Below are 23,810 nucleotides of genomic sequence, written 5' to 3'. Positions count from 1 at the left end.
TGATTCAAAAACAGGCGGACTGAGCACAAAGCTACTTCTCATATGACCACCACTCGCTGCGCCGCAACGTAATTGATAGGTACAAAGATTTCCGATACTCAATTGATAATAAATGTAAATTCTATTACGAACAAGCTATTTCAAAATTTCACACGTTATATTTTCGCCACGCATTTGAGGCGGATCAATATGACAAATTCATGACCGTGTTTTTAGCTGGCGGGAGGCGGGCTGGCGGGCGGCGGGATTGCATCTTTGAAGCGTTGCAAGGCTGCAGATGGGTCTGCTGAAGGGAGCTTGGCAGCGGCTTCCTGGGCGGCTTTGAGTTTGTCGGCGAGCGCTTGGGCGGCGGCTGTTGGGTCCGCTGCGGATGGCGCGGCGGGAATGGGAATATCGGCTTTCGGTTTGAGCGCTGAGAGCGCGTCGGCCGATGGGAGATCGACTTTTGGTTTGATAGTGGCGAGTACGTCGGCCGCCGGGATGCCGGCTTCAGGTTTGGCAGAAGAGAGTACTTCGGCGGCGGGTATGTCGGCTTTCGGTGCGGCCGCCGCGAGTGTGTCGGCTGAGGGAATGCCGGCTTTCGGTTTGGCGGCTGCAAGCGCGTCGACGGCGGGGATGTCGGCTTTCGGCTTGAGGGCTGCGAGCGCATCGGCTGCTGCGGTGTCGGCTTTCGGCTTGATGGCTGCGAGCGCGTCGGCTGCTGCGGTGTCGGCTTTCGGCTTGATGGCTGCGAGCGCATCGGCTGCTGCGGTGTCGGCTTTCGGCGAAGCGGACGGTGGTGCATCGGGTGCTGCGGCATCGGCTTGTTGCGCATCGGCCGCCGGTGCGGTCGCGGCTGGAGCTGCGGCATCGGGCGCGGCAGCAGACCTTGCGTCACTTGCCGCAGCATCCGCAGTGGGCATCGATGCTTCGACAGGCGGGGATGCCGCATCCGTCGATGCAGCAGGTGACGAATCGGTGGCTGCGGTTGCCGTCGCATCAGTCGTGGCGCTTGCTGGCGCAGCCGCAGCATCGGGAGCCGCTGCTGCAGGTGCTGCGTCGGTGGTTGCAGTTGCGGCTGCTGCATCGACTGCCGCTGCGTCGTTGGTGGCCGTTGCTGCCGCTCCATCGGCGGCCGCCGCGTCGGTGGTGGCCGATGCTGCCGCGCCATCGGCTGCTGCCGCGTCGGTGGTTGCCGTTGCTGCCGCGCCATCGGCTGCCGCTGCCTCGGCGGTGGCCGTTGCTGCCGCGCCATCGGCTGCGGCCGCGTCGGTGGTTGCCGTTGCTGCCGCACCGTCGGCTGCCGCTGCGTCGGTGGTTGTCGTTGCGGCTGCCGTATCGGCGGCGGCTGCATCGGGATTGGCGCCAGCGGCGGCCTTGGCTGCCTCGGTGGCGGCGGCGGCTGCGGCGGCCTCGGTAGCCGCTGCGGCAGCGGCATCCGCACTGGCGGACGTGCCACCGTGCTTGACCACCTCCGCATCGACAATCGCCTCCGCCTTGATCGCCTCGGCGCGCGCCACGTTGACCTGCGCCTGCACCGCCTCCACCTCCGCCACCGTCTTGTTGATCCCCGCCTGCGCCTCATCCTTCATGGCCGTCGTCTGCGCTGCCGCGTCGTCCGCCGCCGCCCCCACATCCTTCTCGCTGGCGACCACCTGCTCCGCCAGCGCCTGCTCCGACTCCTTGGCCGCATTGGCGGCCTGCTCCACCTTGTCCGCCTCCGACTTCACATCGGCCAGCAGCGCATCGGTATCCGGCACATACGGCTCCATCGCCGTCTCCGACTCCGTCTGCGCATCATCCAGCGAACCCGACATATCCGCCAAGGCCGCATCCGACTCCGCCGCCACACCCTCGGCATCCTGCTTCATCGCATCGAACGACGCCTGCACCTGCTCCGCCACCGGACTATCGACCATAGACTCGCCCGCACTCTGCGCACCGGACGCCGTGTTGTCCGCCGCCGTCTGCACATCGCTGACACCTTGTTGCGCCTCCTCCGCCGCCTGCCGCGCGCGGTCCAGCAAATCATTGGCCGCCTGCTGCGCATCGCCCTTCCAGCTGTTCACCTTATCGGCCACATCGGCGGCGCTCCGCACCTGCGACTGCACCTGATTGAACGTCCCCGCCACATCGTCATAGAACTGCGCATACGGCGCAATCTGATCGCCCACCGCGCGGATGTTCAAGCCCGAAATCGCCTGCGACGCCTGGTCCACATACGACAGCGCCTGATCCGCCGCCTGCCGCACCTGCTGCCGCGCCGATCCGCTCACCGAGTCCACCTGCCCGCGCGCCGTGGTCAGCGTATCGGTGAGCTTCTGCAACGGTTGCATGGCCTGCTGCTTCACCGACGACAGCGCCGCACTGAGCTTGCCCAGGCCATCCTGCGCCATCGCCGCAGCCTTGCCGACCTCCGCCTTGCCCTGCTGCAGAACATTCTGCAACGGCGCGCCAGCGGCCTGGATCTGCGCCTCCAGCGGCTTGAAGGTCTTGTCGAGCAAGTCCGACAATTGCTGCTGCAAGCGCCGCACCAAAGGCTCGCACTGCAACTTGGCCAGACACTGCTCGGCAGCATCGCGCACCTGGTCCAGGATCTGCTGCACGGCCGCCTTGGCCTTGTCCATCTGCTCCTGCATCAGCGGTGGAATTTTCTCGGCCGCCTCCGACACCTGCTTCAATGCCGCCTGCATCTGCTCCAGCAAACCGATCAGCGCATCGATCGCCGCCTGCACCTTTGCGATGGCCTGGTCCAGCAAGGGATTGAGCCCGTCGACCAGCGTGATGGCCTGTTCCATCAAACCGGTGGCCTGGTCGCCGGCCGCCTTCACCGCCGCGCGCGCGCTGACGATGGCCGTCTTCACGCCCGGTATCATCGCCTTGATGCCGACGAACAAAGTGCGCGCCATCATCAACGGCGGCGCCTTCATCATGTAGCGGGTGCAGATTTCGATCGCGCCGGTGCACAGCGCATCGGCCTGGTCGAGCTCGCCGGAGGCCGCGTCGAGCGCGCCGTTGGCTTCGGCCACGAACACTGGAATATTGTCCTTCACCTGCACCAGCATGGCGATGGCGTCGGCGATCATGGTACGCACCGGAGCAAAATTCTCCGGCAACTGGCGCAGGATGGCCTTGGCGTTTTCCGCTTCCTCGTCCAGCTCCGCCATCAGTTGCAGCACCTTCTCCACCTCGGCGCTGATGGCGTCCAGCACTTCCTGCAAGGCTTGCGCGATGGCTTCCACGCTGCGCTCCAGCGCATCGAGCGGCTCCATCGCTTTCTTCACCATGCCATCCACGGTGGCCGCCGCTGCGGCCAACTGGTCGATGATCACGTCGGCCTGCGCGCGGGCCGCGGCGAGCGGCTTGATCAGGATGTCGCTCAGCCGGCCCAGCTGCGCCGACGCCTCGTCGAACAAGGCATCGCAGTTGCGCGCCTCGTCGCCCAGCGCGCTGTTGATGTTGTCCACCAAATCGATCTGCGCCTGCAACGGCGCCAGCAGCGCATTGCCTTTCTCGTTGAGCAGGTCCGATACGCCGCTGATGGTTTGCGTTGCCTGCGCGGTGGCGTCCTGCATCGCCGTGTCGAGGTCGGTGACGTTGCCGTCGAGCGTATCGCGCAAGGCCTGGACCTGTGCCAGGCTGTCCGCCTGCAACTGCTCGGCGCGCGCCAGCACGGCTTGCACCGCATCGTTGCCGGCACCGGGAGCGCCCTGCATCGTGGCCAGCTGCTTCATCTGCGTCGACAGCGGCAGCAGGTCGCGGCCATACTGCTCGACCATGACGCCGGTGCGCTTGGCCAGGTCCGCCAGCGCCTGCCCGCGCGACGGCAGGCTGTTGAAGAAGCTCATCTGCGCGCCGAAGTCCGGCACCAGTCCGGACAACTCGGGCAGCAGCGTGCTCATCGACTCGACGGCCTGGTTGGCCGAATCGATCACCGTCTGCACGCCGGCCGTCTGCGCCAGCAGGCGCTGCGGAATCGCGGCGGCGTCGTTGGCCAGCTGGCGCAGGTCGCTGGCCGCCTGCTCCAGCACGCCGGTGCAACAGTCCAGGATGGGTTGCGGATTGAGCAGGTCCGGAATCGCCTTCATCTGCTCCGCCACCTTTTGCATGTCCTGGTTCAGCGAGGCGGCGGTGGTCGTGACGTCGGTGGCGAAGGTCTTGCCCTGCTCGACGATGGTGTCGGCCGCCTTCTGCACCGCGTTGGCGATGTTGACCGGACATTGCGGCAGCACCTCGATGGAATGGTCGATGACTTTCATCTACAGCGATCCCAGCGTGGAGGTGGTGCGCTCGGTGGCCGAGCTCAGCGCCGTCTTGATCGCCGCCACCTTGGTCGGCGCCGGCTCCAGCGACAGCGAGGCCGAGCCCACCGTCGATATCGTCACCTTGACCTGCGCCAGCGCCTGGTTCAGCTCGGGCAGCACTTCGGCGCCTTCGATGCGGATATCCTCCAGCACCGGCAGCAGATTGGGCGCCACGGGAATTTGCGGCACCGCGCTCAGCGCCGGCAAGGCCGACAACGCGGCGGCCGACATGGCGGCGGCGGGCGGCGCCACCAGCCGCCCCGGCATGGCCTGGCGGCTCAGCTCCTCCAGCACGACGACGGCGCCGCTCACCAGGCGTCCGGCCAGCGCGTGCAGCCAGCCGTCCACGCCGGCGTGGGCGGTCGCCAGCGAGGGGCCGGAGCGTTGCAGTATCCATTTGAGTTCGGCGCGCGCGGCCGGTTCGCCCAGCCAGTAGCGCAGGTAGCCATAGGCGTCATCGGCGGAGGAGAAACGCCGCCGCGATCCCGCCATGCGCCCTCCGCCCTGCAGCAATGCCTGCCCGGTCTGGCCGCCAGACTCGTAGAAGGTGACGCGGCTGGAATGGCGCCATAGGCTGGCCAGTGGATGCAGCATGAATGTCTCGGGAGGACAGGTGTCGATTGACAATAACATGAGCAGCTTGATAACGCAATCCGCCCGCGCGGCACGGCCACGCCACAGTGCTGACCATCGCCGTTGCGCGATGAGCCCGCATTGGGGTAGCATGAAATTCGGCCTGGGCCCAGAGAAAACAATTATGCGGAATCGAGCTTTTTTGTACCTGTTGGGCCTGATCGGCATGCTCTTGCTGTCGCTGGCGGCGCAGGCGGCGGGCAACAGCCCGGCGCTCGACAGCATCCGCAAGAAGGGCGTGATACGGGTCGGCGTCAAGACCGACTTCAGCCCCTACAACTCGCTCAACGCCCAGGGCGAAGTGGTCGGCTTCGAGAGCGACATCGCCGCGCTGATCGCCCAGCGCCTCGGCGTCACCCTGAAAAAAGTCAGCATCACCACCGAGAACCGGTTTCAGAAACTGGAGCTGGGCGAGGTCGACATCCTGATCTCCACCGTCGGCGACACGGCGGCGCGGCGCAAGATCGCCACCGCCGTCGAACCGGGCTACAACGAGACCAGCGTCAACGTGCTGTTCAAGCCGGGCGAGGCGGTCGACGCCTGGCCCAAGATACGCCACGAAACCATCTGCGCGGTGCAAGGCAGTTATTTCAACAAGCCGATGAGCGAGCGCTATCTGCTGGAGCTGCAAACCTACAAGACCGTGCGCGACGCCCACCTGGCGCTGCGCGACGGCCAGTGCTCGGGCTTCCTGTACGCGACGGCGGCGCTGGCCAACACGGCCAAGCTGCCCGAGTGGCGCGGCTACACGATGCCGCTGCCGAACGCGCTGATCACGCCGATGGCGATCTTCATCGCCCGCAACGAACAGGGCGGCGAACTGGATCTGACCTTGGGCAATATCGTGGCCGAGCTGCACCGCAGCGGCTGGCTGCTGGAGGCGAACAAGCGGTGGGGCATCGCCTCGACCTCCTGGCTGACGGCGCAGAAGGCGATCTGGTCCGAGCACGACAAGGACGGGCTGTACAAATGCGTGCGCAACAGCAGCGGCAACTGGGTGGCGGCCTGCCGCAGCGGCGAGTATGTGTCCAGCACCGAGGTGACGGGCGTGCAGGCGGTCGGCCTGTGGGTCAAGGAGCAGCTGGGCGTGGACTTGAACTTCATCTACGATCCCTACGACCGCACGCAGTTCCTGACCGGCATCGCCTACTCCATGCTGCTGATCACCTGCAGCATCGCCATCAGCCTGGCGCTGGGCATCGCGGTCGCCATCGCCGTGGACGGCCGCAGCGGCTGGGACACGCGCGCCATCCACACCGTCATGGCCTACGGCCGGCTGACGCCGCCGCTGCTGATGATGTACCTGATCTTCTTCGGCTTCGGCAGCTGGACCATGCGCGAGTTCGGCCTCAAGCTGCCGGCGTTTGCGGTGGCGGCCTTCTGCTCCGGCTACTACACGGCGGGCATGGTGATGCGCGCCTTCCTGGAGGCGGCCAAGCATGTGCGCAGCACCGAGCCCGGCTACCGGCTGCGGCTGCGGCAACTGGCGCGCACGGCGCAGTACGCCAACTGGCCGGTCAAGCAGGCGCTGATCAACCTGACCAAGCAGACCATGATCGCCTCGGCCATCGCCATCCCCGAGCTGCTGAGCGCGAGCAGCCTGTTGATCGCCGAAAAGGGCAACATCTTCCTGACCATGACGGTGCTGCTGATGACCTTCTACCTGATCACCAGCCTGTGGTCGCGGCTGTTCGACTACCTGGAACAGGCCTGGCTGCCGGTGGCGGAGCGGCCATGAACAACGATACCCTGAGCTTCCTGCTGACGTGGACGCCCTTCCTGCTGCAGGGCTTTCTGTGGAATGTGTTCATCGCGGTGTGCGCGGTGGGATTGGGTTCGCTGATGGGCGCGGGCCTGGCCTGGCTGCGCGTGACGCGCCAGGGCCGCACCGCCACCATCGCCGAGCGGATCTCGACCTTCTTCCGCGGCGTGCCGACGCTGGCGCTGATCTTTTACGCGGTGTTCGTGCTGCCCAGCGAGTTCGTGCTGCCGGGCAGCGACACCACCGTGCATGTGCCGCAATGGATCAAGGCGGTGATCGGGCTGTCGGCGGCGCCGCTGTCGTTCACCTCCGAAAGCCTGGTGGTGGCGCATCGCGCATGGCGGCGCGGCGACATCGGCGCGGCGCTGCTGTTCATCCCCACCTGGATCAATGTGTTCCTGATTTCCTTCATCGCTTCCAGCGCTTCGTCGCTGGTCGGCGTGAGCGAACTGGTCAGCCGCTGCAACACGGTGATCGCGGCCACCGGCACCAGTGTCATGGTGCCGGTCTACCTGTATTGCAGCTTGTACTTCGTCGTCACCTCGCTGGTGTTCACGGCGCTGATCGGCCGCTTCAAGACTTCGGCCTTCATGGCCCGCGTCGCCCAAAGGCTGACCGACACGGCCCGCCCTTAGCGGCGGTGGTAGCCTCGGCCACGGTAGTGGCCACCGCAGCACCAGTGGCCGAACGAGAAGTCCAGGCCGATGCTGACCGGCGGGTAGTAATAGGCGGGCGTAGGCGCGTAGTAGACCGGCGCGGGGGCGTAGTACACGGGAGCCGGCTGGACGTAGGTGGTGGTGTAGACCGGCTCGGTGGTGTAGACCACGCGCGAGCTGGACGCCGGCATTTCCTCGGTGGTGTAGCCGCCGCGGTCCGACGGCGCGGACGACACGGTATGCCACTGATACGGATCCTGGACCACCCGGGTGGTGGCGTAATAGCCAGGCTGCTGGACGGCGCAGCCGGACAGTGCCGCCACTGCGGCGACAACGGCGATGATGGTTTTCATGGCACTCCTCCTAGTTTCAAAGTGTACTATATAAGGAAGTCCGCCGCCGCCGGAGCCCGATTACAGCTTGTTACAACGGTTGTAACAGCCGAAAAAAAAGGAACCGCACGCGGTTCCTTTTTGACGACTTCGGGTATATCAGTCCAGCTTCCAGGCGTAGTCGACCTTGGTCCAGGTTTCGGCAGGAGCGCCGTCCTTGGTGCCCGGCTTGAACTTGCAAGCGCTCAGGGACTTGATCGCCGCCTTGTCCAGGTTCTTGAAACCGCTGCTCTTGTCGACCTTGGAATCGGCCACGGTACCGTCGGCCTTGATCAGGAAGGACATCGAAACCGTACCCTGCTCTTCGTTCATCAACGACGCTTTCGGGTATTCGGCCTTGCAGTTTTTGGCATCAAAACTGGCCGGGACTTCGGCAGCAAACGCTGCCGGTGCGCTCGAAACGAGCACTGCTGCGATCACACTCAACCAACGCTTATTTGTAGACATGATTTCCCCAAGTGTTTGTATCCGGCACTCAGGCCGCGCGTCGCCGCACGGCCCCGTTTAACACTAGCTGATTACAGCTTCCAGCTGTAGTCGACTTTGGTCCAGGTCTGGGCAACTGCGCCATCCTTGGTGCCTGGCTTGAACTTGCAAGCGCTCAAGGCTTTGATCGCAGCCTTGTCCAGATTCTTGTAACCGCTCGATTTGTCGACCTTGGATTCGACGACGTTGCCGTCGGCAGCCACCAGGAAGGACATGGTCACATCGCCCTGCTCTTCGTTCAGCAGCGATGCTTTAGGGTATTCAGCCTTGCAGTTCTTGGCATCCAGGGATGCTGGCACTTCACCGGCGAAGGCGGTCGAAGCGGCGGACAGGATGACGGCGGCGAATACACTGGTAGAAAACTTATTCATTTTACAATTTCCAAACTTATTATTAAAAACTGGTTGATCGAATCCCACAGCGGACCTACATGCCGCGCAAAAGCGCGACGGCAGACTGCGGCAAAGTTTTAAAACTCTTCCCACTCATCGCTGCCGGCTGCGCTAGCTGCCGAGGCGACTTTCTTCGGTTTGGCTGCTGCGGCAGGCGCCGGCGCGGAGGCCAGTTTCTTGACAGGAGCGCGGGCCACGATCGGTTTGACCGCAGCCTTGGCGGCGGCAGGCTGGTACACCGGAGCCGACACGCGCTCCTCGCCTTCCACCAGTTTGAAGATGCTGACCACGCGCGACAGTTCGGCGGCCTGGTCCTGCAAGCTTTGTGCGGCGGCGGCGGCTTCTTCCACCAGCGCGGCATTTTGTTGGGTCATGCTGTCCATCTCGATGATGGAGTGGTTCACCTGCTCGATGCCGGCGCTCTGCTCCTGGCTGGCGTTGGCGATCTCGCTCATGATGTCGGTCACGCGGCGCACCGAGGCCACCACTTCGTCCATCGTCACGCCGGCCTGGCCGACCAGCTTGGTGCCGGCGCCGACTTTTTCCACCGAGTCGTCGATCAGCATCTTGATTTCCTTGGCGGCGCCAGCGGAACGCTGGGCCAGGTTGCGCACTTCCGACGCCACCACCGCGAAGCCGCGGCCTTGTTCGCCGGCACGGGCCGCTTCCACTGCCGCGTTCAGCGCCAGGATGTTGGTCTGGAAGGCGATGCCGTCGATCACGCCGATGATGTCGACGATCTTCTTGGCCGACGCGTCGATCGAGCTCATGGTGTTGACCACTTCCGACACCACTTTGCCGCCCTTGATCGCCACGTCCGATGCCGCCGACGCCAGTTGATTGGCTTCGCGGGCATTGTCCGCATTCTGTTTCACGGTCGAGGTCAGCTCTTCCATCGCCGAGGCGGTTTTTTCCAGCGAGCTCGCCTGCATTTCGGTACGCGACGACAGGTCGATGTTGCCGGCGGCGATTTCACGCGAGGCGGTGCCGATGGTTTCGGTGCCCGAGCGGACCTGGCCCACGATGTCGACCAGGCTGTTGCGCATTTCCTTCATCTCGGACAGCAGGCTGTCCTTGTCGTTGCCGTCGGTGTCGATGGAGATCGACAGGTCGCCGTTGGCGATGCTGCCGGCGATCGACGCCGTGTAGTCAGGCTCGCCGCCCAGCTGCTTCAGCAGGCCGCGGGTGATGACGTAGGCGGCGGCGACCGAGATCGCGACAGCCAGCACGCCCAGGATGATCATGAAGCTGCGGGCGGACGAGAAGCCGGCGGCGGCGTCGGTCTGCACTTGCGCGTTCAGTTTTTCTTCCAGCGCGCCCAGCTGATCCAGCGCGGCCATCCATTTTTTCTGGGCCGGGCGGATTTCCTTGATCAGGACCTTGGTCGCTTCTTCGGCCTTGTTGGCCAGCCACAGTTCGGACGCCTTGGCGATGGCCGGCATGGCGATCGCTTCCTGCTCCTTGACCGTTGCCAGCAGCGCTTTTTCTTCAGCGCTGGCTTCGGTGGCGAACTGTGCGCTCAGTTTGTTCTGTGCATCGGCGTACTTGGCGGCCAGTTCCTTGATGCGGTTCATGTCCGGTTCCATGTCGGCGGCATCGGTCATCATGGTCAGGATGCGCAGCGAGGTGACGCGGTCGCCCACGTTGGCGCGCATGTCGACCACCAGGCGGGACACGACGTTGTTCACCGTGATCACGTGATCCAGACGATCCTGAATCTGTGCCATGCGGAAGATACCCACGGTGGTGACAGCCACCAGGAATAACAGTACCAGGGCAAAACCGAGGCCCAGGCGCGTTCCGACTTTCATTTTTGCTAAATTCATTTCGTCTTCTTCTTAAGTGACACAGTTGATAAGAGTGCCCTGGATGGTCTCGTCTTGTGCACGACACAATCCACCCGGCCCTTGCTGCTAGGTAATATCTATGACAGTAGCAAACAATGACTGCGAATGCAAAACTTGCGGCTCCACCGGCTGCTTGCATGTAGTTTTACCGCAATATACAAACGTCAATACAAGGTGGATATGTGTGTATATTCAGGAATTATAGATGCAAATTTTGCCTCAAAGCAAGCAAAACCCGCCTAAAAAATACGCAAACGAACTTTCTGCGTGGAAATACCAACAGTCCAATATATTGTTTGCCAGAAACGTCAGATTGTGCTGTGAGCTACGCAGCAATACGTAGGCGGGCAGCGGCTTCGCGCAGCAGGTGGGCATCGCCGAGGGCGAGTTTTTTGGAGTCGGACAGGACCTGGCGGAATGCGCGGGCACCCGGCAGGCCCGTCATCAGGCCCAGCATGTGGCGGGTGATGGTGTTGAGTTTCAAGCCGTGGGCGCCGTGCAGGGCCAGCTGGGCTTGTATGTAGGGGATCATCGCTTCGATCACTTCTTCGCGGCTCTTGGGCGCGCGGCTGTCGCCGTAGTAGCGCTGGTCGAAACCGGCCATGACGAAGGGGTTGTGGTAGGCCTCGCGGCCCAGCATGACGCCGTCCAGGTGCTGCAGGTGCTCATCGATCTCGGCTTCGGTCTTGATGCCGCCGTTGATAATGATTTCGAAGTCAGGGAAGTCGCGCTTGAGCTGGTAGGCGAACTCATACTTGAGCGGCGGGATTTCGCGGTTTTCCTTTGGCGACAGGCCCTTGAGGATGGCGTTGCGGGCATGGACGATGAAGGTCGTGCAGCCGGCCTCGGCCACGGTGCCGACGAAGTCGCGCACGAAATCGTAGCTCTCGGTCTGGTCGATGCCGACGCGGTGCTTGACGGTGACGTCGATGCTGACGGCGTCGCGCATGGCTTTGACGCAGTCGGCCACCAGCTGCGGCTCGGCCATCAGGCAGGCGCCGAAAGCGCCCTTCTGCACGCGCTCCGACGGGCAACCGCAGTTGAGGTTGATCTCGTCGTAGCCCCACTTCTCGCCCAGCTTGGCGCTGGTGGCGAGGTCGGCCGGATCGCTGCCGCCCAGCTGCAGCGCCACCGGATGCTCTTCATCGTTGAAGCGCAGGTGGCGTTCGACGTCGCCGTAGACCAGCGCGCCGGTCGTCACCATTTCGGTGTACAGCCAGGTGTGCTGGCTGATGTGGCGGTGGAACACGCGGCAGTGGCGGTCGGTCCAGTCCATCATCGGCGCGACGGACAGGCGGCGGCTCGCTTTCACGGGCGCGTTGTCGGTGGTCGGCAGGGTGATGATGGTCATGGCGGCAACTATGGGAATCGCTTGGGGGTCGACATTATATCGCAAAAGGCAGCGTCACCAGCCCGACCAGGTAGCGCGCCGGCGTCTTGCCGGGATTGGCGTAGCTGATGTGCTGGTCTTCGCGGATGGCCAGGCAGTCGCCCGCCTCCAGCCGCCACTGCTGGTCGCCGGCGCTGACGTCCATCACGCCGTCCAGCAGCCAGATCTGCTGGTGGATGTCGGCCTCGCGCACGACCTGCTCGTAGGTCACGCGCTGGCCCGGCGGGAACACCACCTCCACCAGCTGCAACGGCGTGCGCACGGCCGGCGACAGCTGGCGCCGCACGTAGCCGGACGCGGGATCGGTCCACACCGGCTGGTCGGCGGCGCGCTGCAACGGTGACGGCGGCGCCGGCTCGTCCTGCCCCGCTTCGAACAGCGAGGCCAGCGTGACGCCCAGCGCGCCGGCCAGCTTGTCGAGCACGGTGGCGGTGGCGCTGCTCTCGCCGCGCTCGATCAGCGAGATATTGGAGCGGCTCACGCCGCTGCGCTCGGACAGCGCGGTCAGCGACAGCCCGCGGCGTTCGCGCAAGGCCAGCAGGCGGCTGGCAATGAGTTTGTTGATATCCATAAAATCCATTATACTGGATTTTTTCATCCATTAAAGTGTCCACCGCCGCCATGCCGATCGCTTTCGAATCCCCCGACCAGCCCGAAGTCATCGCCCTCATCGCCGACCTCGACGCCTACCAGCTGAGCTTGTATCCGCCGGAATCCGTGTACGCGCTGGATTTGCCGTCGCTGATGCAGCCGCACGTGCGCTTCGCGGTCGCGCGCGACGACGCTGGCGCCGCCGTCGGCTGCGCCGCCATCGTGCTGACGCCGGAATATGGCGAGATCAAACGCATGTATGTGCAGCCTGCCGCGCGCGGACGCGGCCTGGCGCGCGGACTGCTGGACTTGCTGGAAGGGGCTGCGCGTGCACAGGGCTGTCCGCAGCTGACGCTGGAAAGCGGCCCGGCCCAGCCGGAAGCGCTGGGCCTGTACGAGCGCCACGGTTTCGAGCGCTGCGGCCCGTACGGCGACTACCCGAACGATCCGCTCAGCGTCTTCATGCGCAAACCGCTGACCAGCTGATCAGGCCTTGGTTTTCTTGCGCACCACCGCCAGCTTGGGCGACTGCGGCGCGAACATGGCGGCGACCCGCTCCAGCCGGACGGCGCCGTCGCCGCTCAGCGTGCCGGTCGCGCCCGCCACTTGGCGGACGATGCCCAGCGCCGTCGCCCGCGCTTCCGGCGCTTCCGGCAGCAGCAGCGGCAGGTCGCGGATCGCGGCCTCCTCGTCCACCTGCAGCATCAGGTACTGCTCGCGCAGGATGGTCTTGAAATGGGTGACGCTGAGCTCCTTGTCGTCCGAAGTGCGCAGGCGCAGCTGGCGGATGGTGGCGAAGGCGCGCTCGTCGGCCGCGCTCATTTCCGGGCTGCGGTAGATGTACAGCAGGCCGCGGATGATGGCTTCGGTGACGCCGCCCTCCGCCGTCTTCAGCGCAGCCGCCGCGCGGTGCGCGTTCAGCGCCGCCTCGCGCGCGATGTCGCGGCCGATGCGGCGCGGGCGGCCGCCGTCGGTGCGCAGGCCCACCAGCGCCTGCAACACCGGCGAACCGTACACGCCGAGGAAGATGCTTTCCGTGGCCTGGTCGCGCAGGTCGCGGTAGCGGTCCAGCACGTCGACGATCTGCTGCGACATCGCCTCCTGCATCTGCATGAAGACATTGTCGTCCGCCACCGGCCGGCGCTCGGCGCGCACCTTCTCGGCCATCGCCGGTATGCCGTCGAGCAGAGGATTTTTACTGGAGAACATGCGGTAGCGCAGCCGCAGCGGATGGGCTTCGCGCTGCTGCTCGGCGCCGGCCTCCGTCACCATGGCCTTGACCAGCGGACTGGCGAAAGTCTGGTACAGGCCGGTGTTGATTTCCGATACGCGCGCCACGGTGGCGAAACGGCGTTCGTCCTCGATATCGTTGCCGCCCAGCTTGCGCAGCGCGTCCAGGTTGCGGCGCTCGAAGCGCATCACGTAGTCGCCGGCCGCCATGTCGCCGGAAGCGATTTCCGCCTGCAGCATCTCCTCGTCCTTGTCGAGGAATACCGCCTCGTACAAGCCTGGCGGCATGATGTCTATCATGTCCATCGCCGCCGTGAATTCCTCGTGCTCCTTGTTGGCGACCGAGGCGGAAACGAAGATGCCCAGGTGGCCTATGCTCTGGTGCATGGAATAGATGATGGTCTGGCCGCCCGCCACCAGCGCGGCGTCGTCCTCGTACAGGTCCAGCACCCAGCCCAGCGCCTGCTGCGGCGGCGTGATGTCGTCGCCCCACGAGCAGAACACCACGATCGGCGATTTAATATTGCGCAGGTCGATGCGGTGGCCGTTGCTGTCCATCAGCGCGGCGTCGCTCAGGCGGTTGCCGACGAATAGCGAGTCGGCGATGTACTGCATTTCGCCGGCGTTCAGCAGCACCGGGTTGCCCCACCATTTTTCGAACTCCAGGAAGCGGTGCGCCTCGGTGTCGATCTTCGAATAGACGTTGTAGTTCTTGCTCCACAGCGTATTGGACGGATTCATTTTCTCGAAGTTGGCGACCAGTTGCGCGCCGTCGAAAATGCCGTTGCCGAGGTCGCCCGCCAGCGCCGTCAGCCAGGTGCCGCCGAGCACGCCGCCCAGGTAGCGCAAGGGGTTCTTGCCGCGCACGCCGGCCCAGTACGACAGCGGCGCACCGGCCAGCACCAGCGGGCCGACCAGGTCGGGATTGAGGGCGCTGGTCATCATGATCTGCCAGCCGGCCTGGCAGTTGCCGATCAGCGCGGGCTTGCCGTCGGCCTGCGGGTGCAGCTCGGCCACCTTGGCGATGAACTGCGCCTCGGCGCGGCACACGTCCTCGATGGTTTGGCCCGGCACCGGATGGGGCAGGAAACCGACGAAGTAGCAGGGATGGCCGGCCTTGAGCACCACGCCGATTTCGCTGTCGTGCTTCATGCCGCCGATGCCGGGGCCGTGGCCGGCGCGCGGGTCGAACACGATGAAGGGACGCTTGGTGGGATCGGGCGCGATGCCGTCCGGCGGCGCGATGTACAGCAGGCCGTAGTTGACCGGCCGCGCCAGGTGGCGGCCGTCGAGGATGACGTCGAATGCAAAGCTCAGCACGTGCGGCGCGGTCTGTTCGGCGCGGTGGTTGCGCTCGTCGCCCCGCTGGCGCAGCACGTCCATGAACAGCACGCTGCGCTGGCAGGCATCGACCCAGTAATCGGTCGCCTGCTGGGCCAGTGCAAAGGGATTGCCGGGCCATTGCGGCCACGGGTTGGTCTTGTCGTCGCTCACGGAACTTCCTCCACGCGGGTTATGCTGCCATGCACCAAAATAACCCGGAGACAAGGAAAACGCAAACGAATTCAACGCCGGATGGACCGGCGAAAAAAAACCGCAGCCGAAGCTGCGGTTTATGTCGCCAAGCCGGTATTACGCTTCGCGGGATGCCTTCTTACGCTCGTGCTCTTTCAGGAAGCGCTTGCGCAGACGGATCGATTTCGGGGTGATTTCCACCAGTTCGTCGTCGTCGATGAATTCGACGGCGTATTCCAGCGACATCTGGATAGGCGGCACCAGGCGCACGGCTTCGTCGGTACCCGACGAACGCACGTTGGTCAGCTGCTTGCCCTTGATCGGGTTGACGACCAGATCGTTGTCACGCGAGTGGATACCGATGATCATGCCTTCGTACACCGGGTCGTTGTGGACCACGAACATACGGCCGCGATCCTGCAGTTTCCAGATGGCGTAGGCAACGGCGGCGCCGTCGTCCTGCGAGATCAGCACGCCGTTGCGACGGCCGCCCAGTTCGCCCTTGGTGTTGTCCACCGGCGCGTATTCGTCGAACACGTGCGACATCAGGCCGGTACCGCGGGTCAGGGTCATGAATTCGCCCTGGAAGCCGATCAGGCCGCGCGCCGGGATCTTGTATTCCAGACGCACACGGCCTTTGCCGTCGGATTCCATGTTCTGCAGGTCGCCACGACGGCGGCCCAGTTCTTCCATCACGCCGCCCTGGTTGGCTTCTTCGACGTCAACCGACAGTTGTTCGAACGGCTCGTGGCGCACGCCATCGACCATTTTGAACACCACGCGCGGACGCGATACAGCCATCTCGAAACCTTCGCGACGCATGTTTTCGATCAGGATGGTCAGGTGCAGCTCGCCGCGGCCCGATACTTCGAACGTGGTGTCGTCGTCGGTTGCTGCAACGCGCAGGGCGACGTTGGCTTTCAGTTCCTTGTCCAGACGGTCGCGCAGCTGGCGCGAGGTGACGAACTTGCCTTCGCGGCCGGCCAGTGGCGAGTTGTTGACCATGAAGTTCATGGTCAGGGTAGGCTCGTCGACGGTCAGCATAGGCAGCGGCTCAGGGGTGTCCACCGCGCACAGCGTCGAACCGATGCCGATTTCGTCGATACCGTTGATCAGGCAGATGTCGCCGGCAACAGCTTCGTTCACCAGCACGCGCTCCAGGCCCTTGAAGTTCAGCACCTGGTTGATGCGGCCTTTGATCGGGGTGGCGCCTGGGCCGTTGATGACCAGAACGTCCTGGCCGACCTTGACGGTGCCGCGGTTGACGCGGCCAATGCCGATCTTGCCGACGTAGGACGAGTAGTCCAGCGACGTGATTTGCATCTGCAGCGGGCCTTCTGGATTGTCATCGCGCACAGGCACGTGTTCCAGGATGGCGTCGAACAGCGGCTTCATGTCGCCCGAGCGTACGTCTTCGGTCAGGCCGGCGTAGCCGTTCAGGCCCGAAGCGTAAACGATAGGGAAGTCCAGTTGTTCGTCGGTAGCGCCCAGCTTGTCGAACAGTTCGAAGGTCTGGTTGATCGCCCAGTCGGCGCGCGCGCCGGGACGGTCGACCTTGTTCACGACGACGATAGGCTTCAGGCCCAGGGCCAGTGCCTTGCGGGTCACGAAACGGGTCTGTGGCATCGGGCCTTCCTGGGCATCGACCAGCAGCAGAACCGAGTCCACCATCGACAGAACACGCTCCACTTCGCCGCCGAAGTCGGCGTGGCCTGGGGTGTCGACGATGTTGATGTGGGTGCCTTCGTACTCAACAGCGCAGTTCTTCGACAGAATCGTAATGCCGCGCTCCTTTTCCAGGTCGTTCGAGTCCATGACACGGGTATCGACCGCTTGGTTTTCACGGAAGGTGCCGGACTGACGCAGCAGTTGATCCACCAGGGTAGTTTTACCGTGGTCAACGTGGGCGATGATGGCGATATTACGAATTGCGCGTTTTGTAGTAGACATGATGATTTTATATGCTGAAAAACTGCGGGCACGTACGTACTGTACGAGAAGCCGGCTAGTATAGCATGTTGCGTTGCAACTATCTCGCCGGCTTCCTGAATATTTTCAAAGAGTTGCTATTCGGGCGTGAAGGCGATCAGCCGCTCCGGGGCCAGGATGCTGTATTCGCCGAGGATGGCGGTGCCCAGCAGTTTGGCGTCCAAGTAGACGCGCACCCTGCCCTGCTCGGCCGGCAGCTCGACCGCTTCCTTGCCCAGCGCCAGGCGCTGGCCGTTGAGGAAGCGCTTGGCCAGCTCGGCATTCAGGCGCACGGCCGGGAAACTGGCCAGCAGCGCATCGACCGGCGCCAGCAGGCTGAGCGGCGCTGCGTGCGCCGTCAACTGTTCCAGCGTCAGCATGCCGTCCATGGTCAGCGGGCCGACTTGCGTGCGGCGCAGCGCGTTCAAATGGGCGCCGCAGCCGAGCGCTTCGCCGATGTCCTGGCCCAGCACGCGGATGTAGGTGCCCTTGCTGCACGTGACCACCAGCTTCAGGAACGGCGCCTCGTAGGACACCAGCTCCAGCTTGTGGATGACGACGTCGCGCGCTTCGCGCTCCAGCGTGATGCCGGCGCGGGCGTACTCGTACAGCGGCTTGCCGTCGCGCTTCAGGGCCGAATACATCGGCGGCACTTGCGCGATCGGGCCGCGGAACTTTTCCAGCACGGCGTGGATCTGCTCCAGCGTGACATGGACGTCGCGGCTGTCGATGACTTCGCCTTCGGTGTCGCCGGTGTCGGTGGTCTGGCCCAGGTGAACCGTGGTTTCGTAGGTCTTGTCGGCTTCCAGCAAGTCCTGCGAGAACTTGGTGGCCTCGCCAAAGCACAGCGGCAGCAGGCCGGTGGCGAAGGGATCGAGGGTGCCGGTATGGCCGGCCTTCTTGGCGTTGAGCACGCGCTTGGCCTTGATCAGCGCATCGTTGCTGGACAAGCCGACCGGCTTGTCGAGCAGCAGCACGCCGTCGACCAGGTCGCGGACTTTCTTAGGATGGTTGTGCTTCATCGGTGCAGCGTGCTTACTCGCCGTCCTTCTTCTCTTCGGCCGGCGCCTGGTCGTCGTCGAGCGAGCGGGTGCTGTTGGCCTGGTCGATCAAAGCCGACAATTCCATGCCGCGCGCGGTCGAGGTGTCGTGCACGAAGTGCAGTGCCGGCAGCGTGTGGATGTGCAGGCGCTTGCCCAGCTGGCCGCGCATGTAGCCGGCCGCGGCGGACAGGCCGTCGACGGTTTGCTTGACCTGCTCTTTGCTGTCCTTGAGCATGGTGAAGAAGATCTTCGCGTGCGCGTAGTCCGGCGTCACCTGTACTTCGGTGATGGTGATCATGCCGACGCGCGGGTCTTTCAACTCGAAAGCGATGATTTCAGACAGATCGCGCTGGATCTGGTCCGCCACGCGCTGACCGCGCTGCGGGATGTTTTTGCTATGTTTTGCCATGATATTCCATAAACGGCAAGTGGACGGGAGCTGATGCCCCCGTCCACTTTACCTTATTGCTGCCTGTGCGCCTGGGCTTACAGCGTACGGGCGATTTCCTGAACTTCGAACACTTCCAGGGAGTCGCCCACCTGGATGTCGTTGTAGTTCTTCAGCGACAAGCCGCACTCCAGACCGGCGCGTACTTCTTTCGCGTCGTCCTTGAAGCGTTTGAGCGAGTCGATCTCGCCGGTCCACACCACGATGTTGTTGCGCAGCAGGCGTACCGAGGACGAACGCTTGACCACGCCATCTGTGACCAGGCAACCGGCAATCGCGCCGACTTTCGAGACCAGGATGACCTGGCGAATCTCGACCTGACCGATAACGGTCTCGCGCTTCTCCGGCGCCAACATGCCCGACAACGCCGATTTGATCTCGTCGATCGCATCGTAAATGATGTTGTAGTAGCGGATGTCCACGCCGTTCGACTCGGCCAGCTTGCGCGCCTGTGCGTCGGCACGGGCGTTGAAGCCGATGATGACCGCTTTCGAAGCGACCGCCAGGTTGACGTCCGATTCGGTGATGCCGCCGACCGCTGCGTGCACGATTTGTACGCGCACTTCGGAGGTCGACAGTTTCTGCAGCGAGCCAACCAGCGCTTCCTGCGAACCCTGCACGTCGGTCTTGATGATCAGCGGCAGGTTCTTGACTTCGCCTTCGGCCATCTGGTCGAACATGTTTTCCAGCTTCGCGGCTTGCTGCTTGGCCAGTTTCACGTCGCGGAACTTACCTTGACGGAACAGACCGATTTCGCGTGCCTTGCGCTCGTCCGCCATGACCATGACTTCTTCACCGGCTTGCGGCACTTCGGTCAAGCCCTGGATTTCGACCGGGATCGAAGGACCGGCTTCGTTGATCGGCTTGCCGTTCTCGTCCAGCATGGCGCGCACGCGGCCGAAGGAGGAACCAGCCAGGATCACGTCGCCGCGCTTCAGCGTACCGGACTGAACCAGCACGGTCGCGACCGGGCCCTTGCCCTTGTCCAGACGGCCTTCGACCACCAGACCGCGCGCAGGCGCATCGATCGGGGCTTTCAGTTCCAGCACTTCGGCTTGCAGCAGCACCTGTTCCAGCAGGGCGTCGATGCCCTCGCCGGTCTTGGCCGATACCGGCACGAATGGCGATTCGCCACCGTATTCTTCCGGCACCACTTGTTCCGCGACCAGCTCTTGCGTCACACGGTCGACGTTGCCGCCGGGTTTGTCGATCTTGTTGATCGCGACAACCAGAGGCACGCCGGCCGCTTTCGCGTGGGCGATCGCTTCCTTCGTTTGCGGCATCACGCCGTCGTCGGCTGCCACCACCAGGATGACGATGTCGGTGGCTTTCGCACCGCGGGCACGCATGGCCGTAAAGGCTTCGTGACCCGGCGTATCCAGGAAGGTGATCGTGCCGCGTGGGGTGTCCACGTGGTACGCGCCGATGTGCTGGGTAATGCCGCCGGCTTCGCCCGACGCCACTTTGGCGCGGCGGATGTAATCCAGCAGCGAGGTTTTACCGTGGTCGACGTGACCCATGACGGTGACAACCGGTGCGCGCGGCACGGACTCGAAGTGAGCGTGCTCACCCTGGTCGGCCAGCAGTGCTTCCGGATCGTCCATCTCGGCGGCGAAGGCCTTGTGGCCCATTTCCTCGACCAGAATCATCGCGGTTTCCTGGTCCAGCACCTGGTTGATGGTGCACATCTGGCCCAGCTTCATCAGTTGCTTGATGACTTCGGAAGCCTTGACGGACATCTTGTGCGCCAGTTCGGCCACGGTGATGGTTTCCGGCACGTAGACGTCCTTGATGACGGCTTCGGTCGGCGCCTGGAAATTGGTTTCGCGGTCATCGGCGTGCGAGCCACGACGGCCGCCCTTGCCACCACTGCGCCAGCCGTCACGGCCACCGGAACCGGTGTTGCCACGGCCCTTGTTGGCGGTGTTGCCAGGTGCGCCGCGTTTCTTGGCGTCGTCCTGCCAGGTCGACGAGACATTGGCCGACTTGATCGACTTCTTGTCCGCGCTGACAGGCTTCTTGTCGCCAGGCTTGTCGCCCGGTTTGGCGACGGCGCCGGTGGCTGGCTTGTGCAGCGTGCCTTCGGCAACCTTGGCCTTGACCGGCGCAGGCGCTGGCTCAGGGGCTTTGATGGCGCGGCGTGGCGCGTTCATCATGGCCTTGATCTGTGCTACTTCGTCAGCCACGGCCTTGCGTGCCAGCTCGGTGGCGGCCGCTTTGTCGGCGGCTTCCTTGGCGGCGGCGGCAGCCTTTTTCTTGGCTTCTTCGGCAGCGGCTTTTTTCTTTTCCTCGGCGGCGGCGTCGGCCACAACCGGCGCGGCGCCGGCAGCGGTGGCGGTCGCGGCGGCAGCGGCCTTGACGGCGGCTTTCTTCGCTTCGGCGTCGGCTTCCTTGGCGGCGGCGGCTTCGGCGGCGGCGGTGGCTTTAGCCTGCGCTTCCTTCTCCGATTCCAGCTTGGCCAGGCGTTCCTGCTTCTCGCGCAGTTCCGCTTCCTGACGTGCGATCAGTTCCGCTTGCTTGCGTGCTTCTTCTTCGCGGCGAGCGACTTCGGCGGCATCGACCACCGGGGCGGCAGGCGCCACCGGCGCGGCGGCTACCGGCTCGTCGCGCTGGACGAAGGTGCGTACCTTCTTCACAGCGACCTGAATCGTGCGGGCCTTGCCATTGGCGTCGGCCTGCTTGATTTCAGTGGTTTCTTTGCGCGTCAGCGTGATCTTCTTCTTTTCGGTATCAGCCGATGCACCGTGGGTACGGCGCAAGTGATCAAGCAGCTTATCCTTATCATCTTTCGACAATGGATCTGACGTCGAACTTTTTTCGACGCCGGCAGAACGCAGCTGCGTCAGCAGCAAATCTGCAGGCATCTTCAGTTCGGTGGCAAATTGGGCTACGTTGTTACTCGCCATTCAGTCCTCTTTTCTATGTGTCGCGGAGATGATAAAGATACTCAAATTAAGCCTTTGCGGATTCGGCAAGACTCCATGCCTTGGCTTGCAAGCCTTTGGCACGATCGTCGTACTTTGAGTCAACCAACTTCATCTCATCGTCGGTCACATCTTCAAATTCACTCTTAATCAGTTCTCGTGCACGGTCGGCGGACAGGGCCAGGATGGCGCCAAATTCGTCGTAGGCCAGTGCAGCAAATGCTTCTACAGTCTTGATACCAGCCAGGCCGAGCTTGCCTGCGGTGATGCGGTCCATGCCTTCCAGACCGACCAGCGCCTCGTCCATGCCTTCCAGGCCTTCTTCCGAAGCGATCGCTTCAGTGACCAGGGCGTCACGGGCGCGGGTGCGCAGTTCGTTGACGGTATCTTCGTCGAACGATTCGATTTCCAGCATTTCGGAGATCGGCACGTAAGCGATTTCTTCCAGGCTGGCAAAGCCCTCTTCCACCAGGATGTCGGCGACTTCCTGATCGACGTCCAGTTTTTCCATGAACAGTGCACGCACCGCCGCGGTTTCCTGGGCTGCCTTGTCGGCCGATTCTTCGGCCGTCATGATGTTGATCTTCCAGCCGGTCAGGTCGGAAGCCAGGCGCACGTTCTGGCCGGAGCGGCCGATGGCGATTGCCAGGTTTTCTTCGTCGACGACGACGTCCATCGCGTGCTTCTCTTCATCGACCATGATCGACGAAACGTTGGCCGGAGCCAGCGCGCCGATGACGAATTGCGCCGGGTCTTCGGACCACAGCACGATGTCGACGCGTTCGCCGCCCAGTTCGCCGGTCACAGCCTGCACGCGCGAACCGCGCATGCCGACGCAGGTGCCGATCGGGTCGATGCGCTTGTCGGCCGTGTAGACGGCGATCTTGGCGCGGACGCCGGCATCGCGTGCCGCCGATTTAATTTCCAGCATGCCTTGCTCGATTTCCGGCACTTCCAGCTCGAACAGCTTCATGATGAAGTCTGGAGCGGTGCGCGACAGGATCACTTGCGGGCCGCGCATATTGCGGTCGATGCGCAGGATGAAGGCGCGGACGCGGTCGCCGATACGCAGGTTTTCTTTCGGGATCATCTGGTCGCGTGGCAGGCGGGCTTCGATCTTGCCCGACTCGACGATTGCATCGCCGCGTTCCATGCGCTTGATGGTGCCGGTCACGAGCGAGTCGCCACGCTCCAGGAAGTCCACCAGGATCTGTTCGCGCTCGGCGTCACGCACGCGCTGCAGGACGACCTGTTTGGTGTCTTGCGCAAAGCGGCGGCCGAATTCGACGGATTCGATAGGCTCTTCGATGTGGTCGTCCACTTCGATGTCCGGAATCTGTTCCTTGGCTTCGAAGTGCAGGATCTCCTGGTCGGGCAGTTGCAGGCCCGCCTCGTCGGGCACGACGTGCCAGCGGCGGAAGGATTCGAACTCACCCGACTCGCGGTCGATCGAAACGCGGATATCGACTTCACCTTCATAGCGTTTCTTCGTGGCTTGCGCCAACGCGAACTCCAACGCGCCGAAAACCACATCTTTATCGACGTTTTTCTCACGCGCCAGCGCGTCTACCAATAACAAAACTTCGCGACTCATGCTTTGCGTCCCTTAAAAACCACCTGTGGCACCAAGCGTGCCTTATCCATATCGGCGAGCGTAAACTCCAACAGCGCCGGACCATCAGTACCTTCAAATTCCAACGACAAATTATCGCCCTGGGGCTCTTGCAGTATCCCCTGGAACGATTTCCGGTTGTTCGTACCCGGCATCGCGGTGCGCAGTTTGACGATTGCTTCGCAACCGGCAAAACGCACGAAGTCTTCCAGCTTGCGCACCGGGCGATCCAGCCCTGGCGACGAGATTTCGAGACGCTCGTAGTTCACGTTCTCGACCGTCAGCACGTGCGACAGCTGGTGACTGACCGTAGCGCAATCCTCTACGGTGATCGGGCCTTTTTCTTCGGCATCGGCGGCGGTGAAATCGATAAAGACGCGCAGCACTCCGCGCTCGGCCCGTTCGACATCAACCAGCTCATAGCCCAGACCGGCGACGGTCTTTTCAATTAAATCCGGCAGCTGCAAGAAATTCTCCAAATCAAGGCCTGTTTCCAACTTATCAAAAACAGACCGTTCAAAACGGTTCACCAAAAAAAAAATGGGCATCTGCCCATCTTCTTGTAATACTCAGCCAGATGAAAGCATTCTCAGGGATGCACCCTGCGAAGAACTTTTACTAGGCTGGTTATTATAACC

The 23,810-nt window shown here is 63.4% G+C and carries 18 protein-coding genes; 3 read left to right on the top strand and 15 right to left on the bottom strand.

Annotated elements, in window-relative coordinates:
* Positions 1-212: 212 nt before the first annotated feature.
* Together DUGA2_RS04370 and DUGA2_RS04365 are read right to left on the bottom strand one after the other, a co-directional pair.
* Positions 213-4,238, bottom strand: a complete 4,026-nt coding sequence (locus DUGA2_RS04370) for a hypothetical protein (RefSeq protein WP_070267427.1) — start codon at positions 4,236-4,238, stop codon at positions 213-215.
* Complete coding sequence (locus DUGA2_RS04365; protein WP_070267426.1) at positions 4,239-4,877, bottom strand: hypothetical protein; 639 nt, start codon at positions 4,875-4,877, stop codon at positions 4,239-4,241.
* Between the two features lie 163 nt (positions 4,878-5,040).
* On the opposite strand from DUGA2_RS04365, the gene DUGA2_RS04360 reads away from it, so the two are divergent.
* Both DUGA2_RS04360 and DUGA2_RS04355 read left to right on the top strand, forming a co-directional pair.
* On the top strand, positions 5,041-6,654 hold the full coding sequence (locus tag DUGA2_RS04360) for a transporter substrate-binding domain-containing protein (RefSeq protein WP_070267425.1): 1,614 nt from the start codon (positions 5,041-5,043) through the stop codon (positions 6,652-6,654).
* Entirely contained in the window at positions 6,651-7,313 is a 663-nt protein-coding gene (locus DUGA2_RS04355; protein ID WP_070267423.1) for a polar amino acid ABC transporter permease, read from the top strand. Before DUGA2_RS04360 ends, DUGA2_RS04355 begins: the two co-directional genes overlap by 4 nt.
* Here the strand turns inward: DUGA2_RS04355 and DUGA2_RS04350 are convergent.
* From DUGA2_RS04350 to DUGA2_RS04325, 6 genes are all read right to left on the bottom strand, one after another.
* A complete protein-coding gene (locus DUGA2_RS04350; protein WP_070267422.1) occupies positions 7,310-7,687 on the bottom strand; it encodes a hypothetical protein in 378 nt (125 codons plus the stop codon). The two genes, DUGA2_RS04355 and DUGA2_RS04350, sit on opposite strands and share 4 nt — an antisense overlap.
* A gap of 138 nt (positions 7,688-7,825) precedes the next feature.
* Complete coding sequence (locus DUGA2_RS04345; protein ID WP_043479807.1) at positions 7,826-8,173, bottom strand: energy transducer TonB; 348 nt, start codon at positions 8,171-8,173, stop codon at positions 7,826-7,828.
* Positions 8,174-8,244: 71 nt separating this feature from the next.
* A complete protein-coding gene (locus tag DUGA2_RS04340) occupies positions 8,245-8,583 on the bottom strand; it encodes an energy transducer TonB (RefSeq protein ID WP_008445754.1) in 339 nt (112 codons plus the stop codon).
* 98 nt (positions 8,584-8,681) lie between these two features.
* Complete coding sequence (locus DUGA2_RS04335; RefSeq protein ID WP_229212274.1) at positions 8,682-10,430, bottom strand: methyl-accepting chemotaxis protein; 1,749 nt, start codon at positions 10,428-10,430, stop codon at positions 8,682-8,684.
* A 346-nt stretch (positions 10,431-10,776) separates the two neighbouring features.
* The gene (gene dusA, locus DUGA2_RS04330) at positions 10,777-11,802 is read right to left on the bottom strand and encodes a tRNA dihydrouridine(20/20a) synthase DusA (protein ID WP_070267419.1); all 1,026 of its coding nucleotides are present in this window, start codon (positions 11,800-11,802) and stop codon (positions 10,777-10,779) included.
* A gap of 34 nt (positions 11,803-11,836) precedes the next feature.
* Positions 11,837-12,412, bottom strand: coding sequence for an XRE family transcriptional regulator (locus DUGA2_RS04325; protein WP_070267418.1), 576 nt, complete (start codon positions 12,410-12,412; stop codon positions 11,837-11,839).
* A gap of 50 nt (positions 12,413-12,462) precedes the next feature.
* Between DUGA2_RS04325 and DUGA2_RS04320 the strand changes: the two genes are divergently transcribed.
* Entirely contained in the window at positions 12,463-12,918 is a 456-nt protein-coding gene (locus DUGA2_RS04320) for a GNAT family N-acetyltransferase (RefSeq protein ID WP_070267657.1), read from the top strand.
* Here DUGA2_RS04320 and DUGA2_RS04315 read toward each other — a convergent pair whose 3' ends face one another.
* From DUGA2_RS04315 to rimP, 7 genes are all read right to left on the bottom strand, one after another.
* Positions 12,919-15,156 carry a DUF3141 domain-containing protein gene (locus tag DUGA2_RS04315; RefSeq protein WP_070267417.1) on the bottom strand — a complete coding sequence of 746 codons (2,238 nt, stop codon included), beginning with the start codon at positions 15,154-15,156 and terminating at the stop codon, positions 12,919-12,921.
* Between the two features lie 138 nt (positions 15,157-15,294).
* Complete coding sequence (typA, locus tag DUGA2_RS04310) at positions 15,295-17,127, bottom strand: translational GTPase TypA (protein ID WP_070267416.1); 1,833 nt, start codon at positions 17,125-17,127, stop codon at positions 15,295-15,297.
* Between the two features lie 116 nt (positions 17,128-17,243).
* Positions 17,244-18,167: a tRNA pseudouridine(55) synthase TruB gene (gene truB / locus DUGA2_RS04305; protein ID WP_070267415.1), complete on the bottom strand. Its 924-nt coding sequence runs from the start codon at positions 18,165-18,167 to the stop codon at positions 17,244-17,246.
* A gap of 13 nt (positions 18,168-18,180) precedes the next feature.
* A complete protein-coding gene (gene rbfA, locus DUGA2_RS04300; protein WP_070267413.1) occupies positions 18,181-18,597 on the bottom strand; it encodes a 30S ribosome-binding factor RbfA in 417 nt (138 codons plus the stop codon).
* Positions 18,598-18,674: 77 nt separating this feature from the next.
* Positions 18,675-21,542 carry a translation initiation factor IF-2 gene (gene infB, locus DUGA2_RS04295; RefSeq protein ID WP_070267411.1) on the bottom strand — a complete coding sequence of 956 codons (2,868 nt, stop codon included), beginning with the start codon at positions 21,540-21,542 and terminating at the stop codon, positions 18,675-18,677.
* A 46-nt stretch (positions 21,543-21,588) separates the two neighbouring features.
* Entirely contained in the window at positions 21,589-23,154 is a 1,566-nt protein-coding gene (nusA, locus tag DUGA2_RS04290; protein WP_008445733.1) for a transcription termination factor NusA, read from the bottom strand.
* On the bottom strand, positions 23,151-23,639 hold the full coding sequence (rimP, locus tag DUGA2_RS04285; protein WP_026335094.1) for a ribosome maturation factor RimP: 489 nt from the start codon (positions 23,637-23,639) through the stop codon (positions 23,151-23,153). The genes nusA and rimP overlap by 4 nt, the downstream gene beginning before the upstream one ends.
* Positions 23,640-23,810: the final 171 nt, after the last annotated feature.

Origin of the sequence: Duganella sp. HH101 (assembly GCF_001758795.1) — a bacterium.
Taxonomy (GTDB): Bacteria; Pseudomonadota; Gammaproteobacteria; order Burkholderiales; family Burkholderiaceae_D; genus Rugamonas; species Rugamonas rivuli.
The sequence above is the reverse complement of the archived record's forward strand: the minus strand, read 5'-3'. Positions and strand labels throughout refer to the sequence as shown.

Excerpts from the sequence above, each read along its gene's own strand:
- DUGA2_RS04370 (WP_070267427.1), bottom strand. The coding sequence starts at position 4,238 with ATGAAAGTCATCGACCATTCCATCGAGGTGCTGCCGCAATGTCCGGTC.
- DUGA2_RS04365 (WP_070267426.1), bottom strand. The coding sequence starts at position 4,877 with ATGCTGCATCCACTGGCCAGCCTATGGCGCCATTCCAGCCGCGTCACC.
- DUGA2_RS04360 (WP_070267425.1), top strand. The coding sequence starts at position 5,041 with ATGCGGAATCGAGCTTTTTTGTACCTGTTGGGCCTGATCGGCATGCTC.
- DUGA2_RS04355 (WP_070267423.1), top strand. The coding sequence starts at position 6,651 with ATGAACAACGATACCCTGAGCTTCCTGCTGACGTGGACGCCCTTCCTG.
- DUGA2_RS04350 (WP_070267422.1), bottom strand. The coding sequence starts at position 7,687 with ATGAAAACCATCATCGCCGTTGTCGCCGCAGTGGCGGCACTGTCCGGC.
- DUGA2_RS04345 (WP_043479807.1), bottom strand. The coding sequence starts at position 8,173 with ATGTCTACAAATAAGCGTTGGTTGAGTGTGATCGCAGCAGTGCTCGTT.
- DUGA2_RS04340 (WP_008445754.1), bottom strand. The coding sequence starts at position 8,583 with ATGAATAAGTTTTCTACCAGTGTATTCGCCGCCGTCATCCTGTCCGCC.
- DUGA2_RS04335 (WP_229212274.1), bottom strand. The coding sequence starts at position 10,430 with ATGAATTTAGCAAAAATGAAAGTCGGAACGCGCCTGGGCCTCGGTTTT.
- dusA (WP_070267419.1), bottom strand. The coding sequence starts at position 11,802 with ATGACCATCATCACCCTGCCGACCACCGACAACGCGCCCGTGAAAGCG.
- DUGA2_RS04325 (WP_070267418.1), bottom strand. The coding sequence starts at position 12,412 with ATGGATATCAACAAACTCATTGCCAGCCGCCTGCTGGCCTTGCGCGAA.
- DUGA2_RS04320 (WP_070267657.1), top strand. The coding sequence starts at position 12,463 with ATGCCGATCGCTTTCGAATCCCCCGACCAGCCCGAAGTCATCGCCCTC.
- typA (WP_070267416.1), bottom strand. The coding sequence starts at position 17,127 with ATGTCTACTACAAAACGCGCAATTCGTAATATCGCCATCATCGCCCAC.
- truB (WP_070267415.1), bottom strand. The coding sequence starts at position 18,167 with ATGAAGCACAACCATCCTAAGAAAGTCCGCGACCTGGTCGACGGCGTG.
- rbfA (WP_070267413.1), bottom strand. The coding sequence starts at position 18,597 with ATGGCAAAACATAGCAAAAACATCCCGCAGCGCGGTCAGCGCGTGGCG.
- infB (WP_070267411.1), bottom strand. The coding sequence starts at position 21,542 with ATGGCGAGTAACAACGTAGCCCAATTTGCCACCGAACTGAAGATGCCT.
- nusA (WP_008445733.1), bottom strand. The coding sequence starts at position 23,154 with ATGAGTCGCGAAGTTTTGTTATTGGTAGACGCGCTGGCGCGTGAGAAA.